The organism is Pseudomonas pudica, from assembly GCF_015680405.1.
Classification (GTDB): Bacteria; Pseudomonadota; Gammaproteobacteria; order Pseudomonadales; family Pseudomonadaceae; genus Aquipseudomonas; species Aquipseudomonas pudica.
Window position 1 is genome coordinate 48,963 of sequence record NZ_JADLJS010000015.1, and the last position, 13,901, is coordinate 62,863.

Consider the following 13,901-nt stretch of genomic DNA (forward strand, 5'->3'; position numbering starts at 1 on the left):
GGCCTTGCGGGTAGGTGGGTGCTGTGTCTGTGGCGAGCCTCGAATCCGATCAATTGCTTGTGCGTTGTGCACGCAGAAGCCGTTGCAATGAAGGTGCCGAAAGCCCGGCGTAGTTCCCGGATGGCAACCATGGGGCGCTAAGGCATTGAAACGGTAGGGGTTTATTGCCGCATACAACGATTGAGCCGCACGCAGAGCACTGGAGCGGCCCGCAGGCGTGCCTCAAAAAAAGGCGTGGCATGCACCCAGCTGCAGTTTTTGGCCGGAATTGGAGCAAGCCCATCCTCGCCTCGGTAGAAACTGTTGATTTTCCGAAGCTTCGGTTTATTGTAGAGATGCAAACATATTATGTTGAGTAATCTACATGATCGATTGGTCGCTACTGATCCTCGGGTTGCCGACGGCCAATGCCACCGAGCGCATGCGTGCCTGGAGAAGCCTGAAGGCCTCAGGAGCCGCAGTGCTGAGGGATGGTGTTTACTTGCTGCCCGAACATTGTGCAGGCCGGGAGGTTTTCGCAGCAGTCGAGCGAGACGTGCTGGCTATAAACGGCACGGCATTTCTCCTGTCGCTGCCTGAGCGTGAAGAGCGCTTCAGCAGCCTGTTCGACAGGAGCGACGAGTACGCCAGGCTGATGGAAGAAATTGCAGGCTGCAGGGCCGAGTTGGCGCCAGAGAATGCGCTGCAGACCGCACGGCAGGTGCGCAAGCTCAGAAAGGCCTTCAGCCAGTTGGCGTCAACCGATTTTTTCCCGGGCGAGCCCAAGGCGCAAGCCGATGCGGCGCTGCAAGAACTCGAGGCCGCGATTGGCCGCGCACTGTCTTGCGATGAGCCGAGTGCCCACGACGAGGCGATCACCCGACTGGAACGCAACGATTACCAGGGTCGCCTTTGGGCCACCCGCAAGCGCCCATGGGTGGATCGGTTGGCATGTGCCTGGTTGATTCGTCGCTTCATCGATGCCGACGCTCGATTCATCTGGCTGGACAGGCCTGAAGACTGCCCGGACGATGCGCTGGGCTTCGATTTTGATGGGGCCAGGTTCAGCCATGTGGGTCAGCGGGTGTCCTTCGAGACCCTCATCGAGAGCTTTGCCATACAGCAGCCGGGCCTGGCACGCTTGGCCGCAGTCATTCACTACCTGGATGTGGGAGGCAACCAGCCCTCGGAAGCGCCAGGCATCGAACGTGTCCTCGCGGGCTTGAGACAAAGCATTGGCGATGACGATCAACTGACAACGGTCGCCGGGGGCATCTTCGATGGCCTGCTGACGGCTTTCGCAAGTGAGGAAACCCTCAATGGTTGATAGCACCTCCGCAGTGGGCGAACAGCCACCATCGCAAGCGGTTCAGCGGCCGATCGGACTGTTCGAAGCATTCCTGTTCTGGCTCAAGCTGGGCTTCATCAGTTTTGGTGGGCCCGCCGGGCAGATCTCGATCATGCACCAGGAATTGGTCGAGCGTCGGCGCTGGATCAGCGAGAAGCGGTTCCTGCACGCGCTGAACTACTGCATGTTGTTGCCAGGCCCCGAGGCACAGCAGCTGGCCACCTACATCGGCTGGCTCATGCACCGCTCCTGGGGGGGCGTGATTGCCGGCGTGTTGTTCGTATTGCCCTCGCTGTTCATCCTGATTGGCTTGTCCTGGGTTTACATTGCCTTTGGCGAGGTCCCTGTGGTGGCGGGGATTTTCTACGGCATCAAGCCTGCAGTCACGGCCATCGTCGTCCACGCGGCGCACCGGATCGGCTCGCGCGCGCTGAAGAACGGCTGGCTGTGGGCCATGGCCGCAGCGTCGTTCGTGGCCATCTTCGCCCTCGATGTACCGTTCCCGTTGATCGTGCTGGTTGCCGGCATCGCAGGCTATGTGGGCGGTCGCTTCGCGCCAGGCAAATTCGTGATCGGTGGCGGTCATGGGGCTGCCAGGAACAGCTACGGCCCGGCCCTGATCGACGATGACACCCCTGCGCCTGAGCATGCGCGTTTTCGGGTGGGGCATTTGCTGCGCCTGGTGCTGATCGGCGCACTACTGTGGACCTTGCCCATGGGGCTGCTGACGCTGGCGTTTGGCTGGGCCGGCACCCTGACGCAAATGGGCTGGTTCTTCACCAAGGCCGCACTTTTGACCTTCGGTGGCGCCTACGCCGTCCTGCCCTATGTGTATCAGGGCGCTGTCGGCCATTACGGCTGGCTGTCACCCACCCAGATGATCGATGGCCTTGCCTTGGGAGAAACCACGCCAGGTCCGTTGATCATGGTGGTGGCCTTCGTCGGCTTCGTCGGTGGCTACGTGCATCCGATGTTCGGTGAGCAGCACCCGTTCCTGGCTGGTGCAGTCGCGGCGAGCCTCGTCACCTGGTTCACCTTCCTGCCGTCGTTCCTGTTCATCCTCGCCGGTGGCCCGTTGGTGGAATCGACCCACAACGAGATGAAGTTCACCGCACCACTGACGGGTATCACGGCCGCAGTCGTGGGGGTGATCCTGAACCTCGCCATGTTCTTCGGCTACCACGTGCTCTGGCCAAAGGGTTTCAGTGGGGCGTTCGACTGGCCTTCCGCGTTGATCGCCATTGCGGCCGCCGTGGCGCTGTTCCGCTTCAAGCGTGGCGTGATCCAGGTACTGTTCAGCTGCGCCCTGGCCGGCGTGGCGGCCCATATGTTGCGAGGTTGATACCGGTTGCCGGCCGACATCGTCGACCGGCTTTCCATGATTCAGAAGGGGTTTCCAGGTTGATCGACAGGCTCAGGCCCTGTTCGCTCAGCGCTCGCTGCAGGCCGGCGCGGAAACCACAGCCATCGGGGTTGAGCACCCAGCCACGGGTGTAGCAGTCCTTGAGCTTGTAGCTGCGCTTGGTGACGCTGCCCTTGGCAGCTACCACTTTCAGCGACATGCGTGCGATCGAACGGCTGGCGATGCCTTCCGGGAAGATCTTGCCCGGTGGGAACAGCGCGGCGGCTGCGTCCAGTTCGGCGTTTTCCATGCGCGCAATGAGGCTGCTGCCCCAACCGCTGCTGACCTGGGTGCGCAATTGCGGGTAGGCCTCGCGAATCTGCGCCAGCGCATCTAGCAGTACCACGTCACCCAAGGTCTGCGGCACACCCAGGCGCAGGGTGCCAGAAGGGGCGCCATCGTTGGCCACCAGTTCGCGCAGCGAGTCGATCTCGCGCAGGATCGCCTTGCACTGCTCGTAAACCCGCAGGCCCATGGGGGTGGGCTTGAGCGGCTTGGTGTTGCGGTCGAGCAGGGTGGCGCCGAGGTCTTCCTCGAAGTTCTGCACCCGACGGGTAATCGCCGGTTGCGTCAGTTGCAAGGCCTCGGCGGCGAGGTTGGTGGACTGGCAACGAATGACCGCGACGAAGGCGTCCATATCTGCCTGACGGGTAATGCTAACGGTTCGGATTTGATAGATGAAAACGCATATTAGGTTATTCCTAAAATCAATTTAATTTATCTGATGGTTCTCGCTGGAGTCGCCTGGCACGGGTAGCATGAGGCTGCCTGCCCAAACACCGAGCAACGCCATGTCCATCCGATCGAAGCTGCTGACCCTGGCCGCGGCCCTGCTGCTGGCCAGCCAGGCCGGCGCCGCTGAGCGCCTGACCCTGCGCATCGTCGACCAGAAGGGCAACATGCGCGCCCAGCTGGAAGCCGCAGGCGCCTTGCGCGACCTGCCTTACGACATCCACTGGGTCGAGTTCCCCGCTGCCGCGCCGCTGGCCGAGGCGCTCAATGCCGGGGCGATCGATGCCGGCATAATCGGCGCTGCTGGTGCGTCCTGATGCGCAGCTGCACAGCGCGGCCGAGCTCAAAGGCAAGCGCATCGCCACCGGTCGCGGGTCGATCGGCCATCATCTGGCCCTCAAGGCACTGGATCAGGTCGGCTTGAGCGAGAAGGATGTTGAGTTCCGCTTCCTCGGGCCGGTGGACGCCGGCGCAGCTACGACGTGCAGCCGGTGAAGCCGGAGAACCTGGCTGAGCAGCAGCGCATCGCCGATGCGTTCTACCGCGAAGGGTTACCGCCCAGGGCGGTGGATGCCAAGGCGGTGAGCTTGTATGAGCCGGTTGCAGACTAGCGTGGGTAGTAGTCTGCCTGGTTTGTTCTTTCTTCTTTTCAATGTCCGCTTTCAGGCGAAAGCGGTCACTATCAACTAATGGATTTGGCCATTTCCGAGGTTCCAATCCAACCGGTTTGCTCGTAGACAGGTTTACCCGTCTCGGTGGCGTGCAGGACAGCGAAGGTGATGCCTCGGCGGGCGAACTCGGCGTCGGCTGCCTGCATCAAGGCTGAAGCCAGGCCACGGCGGCGGTAGGCCGGCTGGACGAACACATTCAGCACGTACCCACGCTTGTCCAGGGTCGGGTGCGATGGATGGGGAGGCCAATCAATACTCATCAGGCCAATGGCTGCGACCGCTTGGTCGCCATCCAGGAGCTTGAAACCGTAGTACCGACCGTCAGCAAGCCGCTCCTCCAACCATGGCCGAAAGTGCTGAGCCATGACTTGCAGTTTTTCAGGATCGCCACCTGCCTCAAGAAACATCTCCTGGCGATGCGAGCAGATCATTTCTGCGTCAGCGGGCCCGACCGGGCGGCAGGCCAAGCCTGAAAACTCTCCGCATCCTTGTAGTTCGCTCATCGTTTATCCAGTGTCGGTGGCCGATTCATGAGAAGGCAGCCTATGGCACCTTCAGGCCTGTTTGCAATGGCTTGGTTCAACGCCCGCCGGGCCAAAAAACCAATGGCTAACGATCGACCTTGGCAAACCATTCAGCTCGTGTGATCTCCCATATTTCGACGCACATCGGCCCGCAGACAAAATCACCTTCTCGTACGCCGACCATACGCATACCCTCATGCTCCGAGACCCTGCGTGAAGTGTGGTTGGCAACCGCTTTGGGAACCTGCATGACCGGCCGTGACAATGTCTCGAACCAATACGCGTTGATGACCCGGCATGCTTCGCGCATATAGCCTTTTCCCCACCACTGCGGTGCAAGCCAGAAGCCTTTGTTGTTACCCGGCTGCTCAAACAAACTGATGCTGCCAAGGACGCACTCGGCATCATCGCGCCTGCGGATCATCCAATGCCATTCACGACACGCTGCCATGGCTGGCAGGGCGACATCGCGTACATAAACCAGCGCACCATCTTCTGGATATGGCCATGGAACACGACGATCCAGGTAGCGCACTACCTCCCATTGCGGAAACAACTTCTGAATGAAGGGGGCATCCTTCAACTGGAGTGGCGTGAGGACAAGGCGATCGGTGAGCAGTGTCGGAAGGCGATCCATGGCATTCGTTCCTGGGCATCCTTGCGGAGGGCTTTCAATCTGCTATCGACCCATCGCCGGCAAGCGCGGCTCCCACAGGTACAGCGCATGCCTGAAGGCTGGTCATATTCCTGTGGGCGCTGGCTTGCCGGCGATGAGGCCTGCACTGGCAACAGAGCTTTTCCGAAATTTGAGCCTTTCGGTGGCCATCCGGGCTCGTCACAAGCCCGGCGCCACGTGACACTACTGGGGAATGGCAGCGGTAATGATCACTTCCACCAGCAGCTGCGGATCTGCCAGCTTCGCCTCGCCGCAGGCTCGCGCCGGTGCATGGCCGCTGGGTACCCAAGCATCCCATACGTTATTCATCTCGTCAAAGTCTGTCATGTCGGCCAACCAGATAATGGCCTGAAGCAGGTGCTGGCGAGTGGTGCCGGCCTCATCGAGCAGTGCATCGACCCGCGCCAGGGCTTCTCGGGTCTGTTCCGCCACCGTCTGGCCGGTCTCGCCGACCTGGCCAGCAAGATAGACGGTGTCGCGGTGGATCACGATCTGGCTCATGCGCGGGTCGATCTGTTTGCGTTGAATGGTCATGGGTCAATCTCCTTGGGTCAGAAACGGCGTGAGGAAAACGCGTCTAGCCATGCAGGTGCTGTTCCTTCGATGAGTTGGCTTACCAGTTGCCCTGTTACTCCCGCCAGTGTCAAGCCAAGGTGCTGATGACCAAAGGCGTGAATCAGGCGCGGTTCGTTCGGCGAGACGCCAATGACCGGTAGCGAGTCCGGCAGCGACGGGCGAAAGCCCAGCCAGCGCCTCGCCACTGGCTGGCGAAGGCCAAGCACGCGCCGTACCCGTTGCTCCAGGTACTCGTAGCGCCTGGGGTTGGCTGGGTCATTGATCGAACCCAGCTCCACGGTGCCGGCCACGCGCAGGCGACCCGCCATGGGGGTCATGTAGAAGGCGCTTTCGACCGGGCAGCAGGGGCGTTCGAGCAAGGTATCCTCCAGGTCGAACTCGATATGGTAGCCACGCTCGGTATCCAGCGGGATGCGATCGCCCAGTTGCTGCGCGAGGGCGGCAGACCAGGCTCCGCCGCACAGCACCACGCGTTCGGCGAGCAGGCTGTGGCCATCGGCGCAGTCCAGTTGCAGTGCATTGCTGCGTCGAACAAGGCGCTGCACGGTGCTGAAACACAGGGTGCCATCGAGCAGCAGTGGCGCTGCCAAGTCCTCGAAGAAGCGCTTTGGATCATCCAGATGGGAAGATTTGGGGAAGAGGATGCCGCCTACCGTCTTGCCGGCAAGTGCGGGCTCAAGTGCTTCGAGTTCGTCGCGACTCAAGCGCTGTTGAGGGATGCCGAAGCGGTCACGCAGCGCATAACCGCCTTCGGCGCCACGCAGGCTGTCCAGGCTGGAGTAGGCATAGATGCAGCCTTTATGGCGCAAGTGCTTTGCGGCTACAGGCGCCTCATCCAGCAGTGGTGCATACCCCTCGTAGGTGTGTTGCAGCAATTGTGCAAGGGCCGTCGCGTTGCGCTGGAAATGATGAGGCCGGCACTGATTCAGGAAGCGGGCAAGCCAGGGCATCAAACGCGGCAAGCGAGACCACCGCACCACAAACGGCGAGTCCGCCGAGAAGAGCAGGCGTGGTATGTCGCGCAGCAGGCCAGGTTGTGCGATAGGCATGCAGCCATAGGGCGCAAATGTGCCCGCATTGCCATAGGAGGCACCTGCAGCGACCGCATCGCGCTCCAGCAACACCACATGGTAACCCTGGCGGCGCAGCCACAAGGCAGTGGCAACGCCGACCGCACCGGCACCGATTACAGCGACTTCACAACGCTCTGGCATCTTCATCTAGGCTTCAGACCCTGTCGAACATATGCAAATGGCCTTGCTGCGCGAAACGGGCAATGACATCCAGGGCCTGGACGAGCTGCGCGCGAGACTTGGCCGCGGAAAGGTTGATGCGCACCGCATTGGGCGACTGGTCATGGCGCAAGCTGAACGCCCCGCCGGGCAGTAGCCCGACGCCATGCTCCCGGCAAAGGCGGGCGAAACGTGACGCGCTCCAAGGTTCAGGCAGCTGCAGCCAGGCATGTGTGCCAACATCGCTGGCCTGGTAATGCAGGCCCTTGAGGTGCTCTGCGAGCAAGGCCTGGCGTTCGCGCAACTCCTCGCGCTGATGGGCAATCAGTGCCTCGCTGACGCGATCCTCGATCAAGCGTGTCGCGATCAGCGCGTTAAGCGGCGAAATGCTCCAGCAGTCGATGCGCAAGGTGGTGGCGATGTTCTGCAGCTGTTCGGGCGGCGCGACGACGAAGCCGATGCGCAGGCCCGGTGCGATGCATTTGGAGAGGGCGGTGACATAGAACGTTCGCGCAGGGCGGCGCAACATGAATGTCTCGTCCCTGTGCTCGAGCAACGGGCGATAGACATCGTCCTCGATCAGCCAGAGGTCGTCGTGTGGTGCAAGTACTTCAAGAAGGTCCGCGCGACGTTGCGCGTCGAGGGTGATGGCGGTCGGGTTGTGGATCGACGGCACGAGGAACAGCACCCGTGGCGCGTAGGTCGCGATAGCCTCGCCCAGGGCTTGAGGGTTCATGCCCCGCTCATCCCCCTCTACGCCAACCAGGTTCAGCCCCAATGACCGGCACAGGGCGTTGATGCCCTGATAGGTAATGCTGTCGGCCAACACGGTGTCACCTGCCACTGTCATGGCGCGCAGGATGCAGGCGATGCCGTGCTGGGCCCCCTCGGTGATCACCACATTGCTGGCTTGAGCGGGTACATCCAGTGAACGCAACCAGGTCGCCGCGGCTTCCCGCGCCCAGGGCATGCCTTCGGATGGGTGATACTCCTTCATCCCGGTAAAGCGCGGGTCGCTGGCCAGACGCGGCAGGAGGGTGGCCAGAGCCTGGGTGTAGGCATCGGTAGCGGGGCGGTTGACGCTGAGGTCGATCATGCCGGGGGCATCGCTTGGCGCCGACTGGAACTGCACCTGTACCTGGCGCGGCACCGCGACCTGGGTGCCCCGGCCTGGGCGACTCTCGACCAGGCCTTGCTCCTGCAGCACGGCCATGGCGCGGGTCACGGTGGTGATGTTGATGCCCAGTTCGCCGGCCAGCTCGCGATGGGGTGGAAGCCGTTCGCCCGGACGCAGGGCGCCACTGCGAATGGCTTCGGCAAGGGAGGAGGCCAGTTGCGCGTAGAGTGTTTCGGCGCTGTCGCGCTGCAGCAGGGTATCCGTCTTTAGGGCAGCAAGTAGCTCTTTGAATGGGCTCATGGCCTGATTTTTCCTTGTGCTTATCCTGCGCGTAGCAGGATAACAGCTGGGCTTGTCCTGTATTCTTACCCATGACAAACGATATTGACAAGACATATATGGGTTGATAGCTTCGAATTGTACTGCTTGTCATGCATTACAATAATACGAACCCCTACGGTAGGAATTCGCCATGACAGATCAGCCGTTCCACAGCCTGGCGCGCAGCCCGCTTGCATTGCTTCCGGCTCCAGGGGGCCACGGCAGGCGCCCAGAATATCCGGCGTCGCATCACATTTCATCACCCGATGTCTCGTTCGGCGAGGCTAGCTTGTACGGCAACACGCAGGATCAGGAGGTGCACCCATGAGCAATTCGCTGAAGCTGGATGAACCGCGTGAACGCCGGCTGAGTGGGGCCTTGCGCCAGCGGCACATCACCATGATTTCGCTGGGCGGCATCATTGGTGCCGGCCTGTTCGTTGGCAGCAGTGCAACCATTGGCGCGATCGGCCCCGCAGCGTTTCTCAGTTATCTTGCCGCCGGCATCGTGGTGATGCTGGTCATGCGCATGCTCGGTGAAATGGCGGTGGCGATACCGGGCGTTGGATCGTTTACCGAGTACGCGCGACTGGGGCTGGGCAATTGGGTCGGTTTCACCAGTGGCTGGTTGTACTGGTACTTCTGGGTCATTGTCGTGGCGGTGGAGGCGGTGGTTGGAGCCGACATATTGAAGCAATGGATTCCGCTGCCCGCCTGGGCCATCGGCCTGAGCCTGCTGGCAATCATGACCGCCATCAATTGTCTGTCGGTGAAGTCCTATGGCGAGTTCGAGTACTGGTTCGCATCACTCAAGGTGTTCGCCATCATCGTGTTTATTGGCCTGGGTTGTGCCTATCTGTTCGGGTGGGCGCCTAGCACCGGCGCCTTGCTGGACAACCTGGTCAACGACCGCGGCTTCATGCCTTACGGCATCAGCGCCGTGCTCGCCGGCGTGCCAACAGTGATCTTCGCGGTGGGCGGCGCAGAAATCGCTACCATCGCTGCAGCCGAATCGGATGACCCTTCCAAGAGTGTCGCAGCGATGACCCGCTCGGTGATCTTTCGGGTGATCACGTTCTACGTCGTCTCTATTCTGCTGATCGTCTGTATCGTGCCCTGGGGCAGTATCGAGGCAGGGCATTCACCTTTCGTCACCGCCATGGAAGTCATGCATGTACCAGGTGCGACGCTGATCATGGAGGCCGTGGTTCTGGTTGCCGTGCTGTCGGCGCTGAACTCCGGGTTGTATGTGTCTTCGCGCATTCTGTTCGGCCTCAGCGAGCGTGGCGATGCGCCGGCCGCATTGTCGCAACTGACCGGGCACCGGGTACCGCGCTTGGCGGTATTGCTGAGCAGTGTGATTGGCTACATTGCCATCGCCGCAGCGATCGCGTCACCGCAAGGTGTTTTCCTTTTCCTGGTGAACGCCTCGGGCGCCATCATGTTGTTTGTCTACCTGGCCATCGCGGTCGCTCAAGTGCGGCTGCGCCGTCAACTGGAGCGCGAAGCGCCACAGCGCCTGACGCTGCGCATGTGGCTGTTCCCCGGTCTGTCCTACGCGGTTATCGCCGCCATCGTCGGGGTGCTGGTGGCCATGGCGTTCCAGGAAGGGCTGCGCACGCAATTGCTTGCCAGCCTGGTCAGCCTGGCGGTGGTTTCGGCGGCGCATCTGTTGGTGCGCAAGCGCCGGTTGCACGCCGGGCCGCGTGATACGCGCGTTGCATAATCGCACCGTCGGATCGAAACCCCGCCAACTGGCGGGGTTTTGTCATGAAGCGTCATTGGCAAGCGCGGTTTCCACAAATACATCGCATGCCTGGAGATTGTTGATATTCCTGTGGGAGCTGGCTTGCCGGCGATGGGCCTGCACTGACTACAGAGCTTTGGATCAGTGTCCGCATTGGTCGACAGCGGTCATCCCCGACCGGCAGCTAACGACCCATTGCGGCCATTCGCGGAGGCCAATAAACGGCCTATTGCGCCCCTTCGACCCTATCGCTCGATAGGTGATCATGGCGCACTTCGATACAGATATGGCCTAGTTCGAAGCTACTATCTTGGCCCTGTGGGGCTATTCCAAGCGTTGCTACAGTGGGCTCCATCAACCATCCACCCACTACGAGCAACTACCCATGAACAACCGCCTTGATTACTTCAAACTGTCTCCCCAAGCGTCCAACAAACTGGTGGAGCTCACCCTGCAACTGAGCAAGAAGCCGCTACTGGCCGATCTCGCCCACCTGATCATGTTGCGCGCTTCGCAGCTCAACGGCTGTTCGTTCTGCGTGGATATGCATGTGAAAGAGGCCAAGATCCATGGCGAGCGCGAGCTGCGTCTTCACCACGTGGCCGTCTGGCGTGAGTCACAGCTGTTTTCGCCAGCAGAGCGGGCGGCGCTGGAGTGGACTGAAGCCCTGACCCAACTGCCGCCTCATGGTATCTCCAACAGCCTGTATGCGAGTGCGCGTGAGCAGTTTTCCGAGCAGGAGCTGTCGGATTTGTCGTTCCTGATCGTCGCCATCAATGGCTGGAATCGCCTCAATGTGGCTTTCCAGGCGATCCCGGGCTCGTCCGATGAACTGTTCGGCCTGAACAAGGCCAACCTCAACTGAGTAACTTGCTGATCAACGCGCCAAGCTGCTCGCCTGGAGCAGTCGTGGCGCAGTTGGTAAAACTCAGGAGCAGACCTGACTGACGCTGCGATGAGGCAGCCCAGCGCGACAATGCTTGTATCGACATGCCCCTTGCCAGCACCTGCTCGGCCAGGGCGGTGTCACTTACGTCCTCCGGCAAACGCAGTACCAGGTGCATGCCGCCTGGCGAGCGTTCCACCTGCATACCCTTCGGTAAACTCCGCTCCAGTGCTTCGATGGTCAATGCCCGTCGCTCGTTGTAGAGGCGGCGCATGCGTTGGATATGCCGAGCGAAGTGTCCCTCGGCAACGAACTCCGCCACCAAAGCCTGGGTAATTGACGGTGACCCGGCAGCAAACAAGGCCCGGCCGACGCGCTCGAACGCTGCCACCTGCGCCTGTGGCACCACCAGATAAGCCAGACGAATACCGGGAAACAGCACCTTGCTGAAGGTGCCGGCATACAGCACGCGCCCATGGCGATCCAAGCTGGCCAGCGCTGGAAGTGGACGGCTGACGTAGCGGTACTCGCCGTCGTAATCGTCCTCGACAATCCAGCCACCGGTGCGGGCAGCCCAATCGAGTAGCAGTTGTCGGCGTGGCAGCGACAGTGCCATCGACAGCGGGCTCTGATGCCCTGGTGTCACCATGACGACCTGAGCAGCCCGAGAACCCGCGATGGCGTGTTCTACGTTCATGCCTTCGGCATCAACCGGCACCGCTTCCAGCTCCAGGCCGAACTGGCGAAGCACCTGGCGCGTAGTAGGATAGCCCGGGTCTTCCACCCAGGCGCACTCGCCTGGCTGCAACAAGGTATGTGCGACTAACGACAGGCTATTGCGCCAACCGCTGGTGATAAACACTTGATGGGCACCGCAATCGATACCTCGGGACACCTGCACATACGAGGCAATGGCGCTGCGCAACGCTGCCAGGCCGTGGGGTGCCGGATAGTCCAGATCTCCCAGACGCATCCCGCGTAGGTACCGAGCACCGAGACGCGCCCATATCTTGCGCGGAAATGCATCCAGCGCCGGTACCCCCATCTGGAACGGCAACAGCTGCGGTGGACGCCAGAGCGAATCAGGTGCGTCTTCGATCACTTGGCTGCTGACTGGTAAGGCGGTGGCCGCCGACACGGGCTTCTGCAGTTCAGGATTGATTACGGTGCCTTTCTGCCCGAGCGCCAGGAGGTACCCCTCGCTGGCCAGCAGCGAATAGGCCAGTTCGACGGTGCCACGGGCCACCCCCAGCTCCTTAGCCATGGCGCGCGCCGACGGCAAGCGGTCACCGGGGGACAACGTGCCAGCGGCAACGGCGGCCAGCACGCGGTCGTACAGTTGACGATACAGGGGCAAGGCGGACTGCTCTTCCAAGGGAGCAAAAGGCGGCTTGGTGGAGGTCATCATGGCCTAGTTCATATCCCATTTCTTGGCTCAATCAAGTGGGTCAATGGTAGTCCAATATAGCGCCATCACCTACTCATGAGGGCGCCTCCCATGACATTCCCTTTGCACAACTTCATACCCAGCGTGCTCGACCTGGCCGACACGGCCCTGCGTCCCCTGGACAGTACCCATGACCTGTGCAGCGCATTCCCGGTAATGCAGCAATTGCGCCCTCATCTGACGAGCGAAGCCGACTTCGTCAGCCGGATCGAGCGTATGCGTGTTGAAGGCTATCGCCTGATTGGCGCTTATGACTCAGGCGTTCTTGTGGCACTGGCTGGTTACCGCTTACAGGAAAACCTGGTCTACGGCGCATTCCTGTATGTCGATGACCTTGTAACCGCCGAGGCTCAGCGGGGAGGTCAGTGGGGGTCGCGCTTATTGCAAGCCTTGGAGCGACTGGCCCGCGCCAGCGGTTGTGCACGCCTGGTGCTCGACACGGGTTTGTCCAACGCCCGCGCGCAACGTTTCTACTTCCGTGAAGGCCTGTTGACGGGTGCACTGCGCTTTCAAAAACAGTTCGATACTCCATAACCCGCATGCACATCCAAGGAGGCAAACCTCATGACATCGTCCCAACAGCCACTTGCTCCTTTGCGCATTCTTCGCCTGGTCACCAGCCCCAATGCAGAGGCTTCGGAAAGTCTGAAGCTGTCCCAGCAGATCCTATTTGCCTTGGCCAGTCAGGCCGGTAGAAGGGGTATCCAGTTGACCGATTTAGACCTCAACACCTTGGCCCCAGTTGATTCGCCTTACGCCCAGGCGTTGGCCAATCAGCGCGTAGTCATAGCAAGCGGTCAGAAGGGTACGTTGAGCCGTTCCGACGAGTTGATCGACCAACTACAGGCATGCGACGTACTGCTGATTGCCACGCCGATGCACAACTATAGCGTGCCCGCCCCACTCAAGATGTGGATCGACCACGTGGTACGCGTGGGCAAAACGTTTTTGGGCACCGCCGAAGGCAAAGTCGGAAATCTGACGGATCGTCCGGTTTACGTCGCAATCGCTAGCGGGGGCTATATCAGCGGCCCACAGGCCCGTCAACCGGACTTTCTGCGCCCCTACCTGTCCGCCGTCCTTGCCACCATCGGTCTCACTCAGGTGCATTACTTCACCGTTGAGGGTACCGCCAAGGGGGGGGAGTCACTGAATACTGGAAGGGCAACAGGGTACGGTGATGTGCAGGCGTACTTTGTTAGGCATAGCCGTCGAGTGGATCAAGTCTAAAGTCCGCTTCAGGG

Annotated in this window: 12 protein-coding genes and 3 pseudogenes; 8 read left to right on the plus strand and 7 right to left on the minus strand. The window is 61.1% G+C overall.

The window, feature by feature from the left end; genetic code table 11:
• Positions 1-364: 364 nt before the first annotated feature.
• Positions 365-1,306, plus strand: a complete 942-nt coding sequence (locus IRZ77_RS13085; RefSeq protein ID WP_196173628.1) for a chromate resistance protein ChrB domain-containing protein — start codon at positions 365-367, stop codon at positions 1,304-1,306.
• Positions 1,299-2,669: a chromate efflux transporter gene (gene chrA, locus IRZ77_RS13090; RefSeq protein ID WP_196173630.1), complete on the plus strand. Its 1,371-nt coding sequence runs from the start codon at positions 1,299-1,301 to the stop codon at positions 2,667-2,669. The genes IRZ77_RS13085 and chrA overlap by 8 nt, the downstream gene beginning before the upstream one ends.
• 49 nt (positions 2,670-2,718) lie before the next feature.
• Here the strand turns inward: chrA and IRZ77_RS13095 are convergent.
• Positions 2,719-3,366 (minus strand): annotated as a pseudogene (locus IRZ77_RS13095) (LysR family transcriptional regulator); the annotation flags it as partial.
• A gap of 154 nt (positions 3,367-3,520) precedes the next feature.
• On the opposite strand from IRZ77_RS13095, the pseudogene IRZ77_RS13100 reads away from it, so the two are divergent.
• Together IRZ77_RS13100 and IRZ77_RS27295 are read left to right on the plus strand one after the other, a co-directional pair.
• Positions 3,521-3,938 (plus strand): annotated as a pseudogene (locus IRZ77_RS13100) (aliphatic sulfonates ABC transporter substrate-binding protein); the annotation flags it as partial.
• Positions 3,929-4,072, plus strand: a pseudogene (locus IRZ77_RS27295) (ABC transporter substrate-binding protein); the annotation flags it as partial. The pseudogenes IRZ77_RS13100 and IRZ77_RS27295, both read left to right, overlap by 10 nt.
• A gap of 71 nt (positions 4,073-4,143) precedes the next feature.
• Here the strand turns inward: IRZ77_RS27295 and IRZ77_RS13105 are convergent.
• The 5 genes from IRZ77_RS13105 to IRZ77_RS13125 all read right to left on the minus strand — a co-directional run bounded on the left by IRZ77_RS13105 (position 4,144) and on the right by IRZ77_RS13125 (position 8,557).
• Positions 4,144-4,635 (minus strand): GNAT family N-acetyltransferase, encoded by a 492-nt coding sequence (locus IRZ77_RS13105; protein ID WP_196173632.1) that lies wholly within the window; start codon positions 4,633-4,635, stop codon positions 4,144-4,146.
• A 106-nt stretch (positions 4,636-4,741) separates the two neighbouring features.
• On the minus strand, positions 4,742-5,293 hold the full coding sequence (locus IRZ77_RS13110) for a GNAT family N-acetyltransferase (protein WP_196173634.1): 552 nt from the start codon (positions 5,291-5,293) through the stop codon (positions 4,742-4,744).
• A gap of 222 nt (positions 5,294-5,515) precedes the next feature.
• Positions 5,516-5,866, minus strand: coding sequence for a RidA family protein (locus tag IRZ77_RS13115; RefSeq protein WP_196173636.1), 351 nt, complete (start codon positions 5,864-5,866; stop codon positions 5,516-5,518).
• A gap of 17 nt (positions 5,867-5,883) precedes the next feature.
• Complete coding sequence (locus tag IRZ77_RS13120; RefSeq protein ID WP_196173638.1) at positions 5,884-7,128, minus strand: NAD(P)/FAD-dependent oxidoreductase; 1,245 nt, start codon at positions 7,126-7,128, stop codon at positions 5,884-5,886.
• Between the two features lie 7 nt (positions 7,129-7,135).
• Positions 7,136-8,557 (minus strand): aminotransferase-like domain-containing protein, encoded by a 1,422-nt coding sequence (locus IRZ77_RS13125; protein ID WP_108481415.1) that lies wholly within the window; start codon positions 8,555-8,557, stop codon positions 7,136-7,138.
• A 345-nt stretch (positions 8,558-8,902) separates the two neighbouring features.
• Between IRZ77_RS13125 and IRZ77_RS13130 the strand changes: the two genes are divergently transcribed.
• Together IRZ77_RS13130 and IRZ77_RS13135 are read left to right on the plus strand one after the other, a co-directional pair.
• Positions 8,903-10,303 carry an amino acid permease gene (locus tag IRZ77_RS13130; RefSeq protein WP_046613774.1) on the plus strand — a complete coding sequence of 467 codons (1,401 nt, stop codon included), beginning with the start codon at positions 8,903-8,905 and terminating at the stop codon, positions 10,301-10,303.
• 406 nt (positions 10,304-10,709) lie between these two features.
• A complete protein-coding gene (locus IRZ77_RS13135; protein ID WP_012314955.1) occupies positions 10,710-11,189 on the plus strand; it encodes a carboxymuconolactone decarboxylase family protein in 480 nt (159 codons plus the stop codon).
• Here IRZ77_RS13135 and pdxR read toward each other — a convergent pair.
• On the minus strand, positions 11,182-12,618 hold the full coding sequence (pdxR, locus tag IRZ77_RS13140; RefSeq protein ID WP_084296588.1) for a MocR-like pyridoxine biosynthesis transcription factor PdxR: 1,437 nt from the start codon (positions 12,616-12,618) through the stop codon (positions 11,182-11,184). The genes IRZ77_RS13135 and pdxR overlap by 8 nt on opposite strands.
• Positions 12,619-12,708: 90 nt before the next feature.
• Between pdxR and IRZ77_RS13145 the strand changes: the two genes are divergently transcribed.
• A complete protein-coding gene (locus IRZ77_RS13145; protein ID WP_084296589.1) occupies positions 12,709-13,191 on the plus strand; it encodes a GNAT family N-acetyltransferase in 483 nt (160 codons plus the stop codon).
• Positions 13,192-13,221: 30 nt separating this feature from the next.
• Positions 13,222-13,887 carry an FMN-dependent NADH-azoreductase gene (locus tag IRZ77_RS13150; RefSeq protein ID WP_085598480.1) on the plus strand — a complete coding sequence of 222 codons (666 nt, stop codon included), beginning with the start codon at positions 13,222-13,224 and terminating at the stop codon, positions 13,885-13,887.
• Positions 13,888-13,901 lie beyond the last annotated feature (14 nt).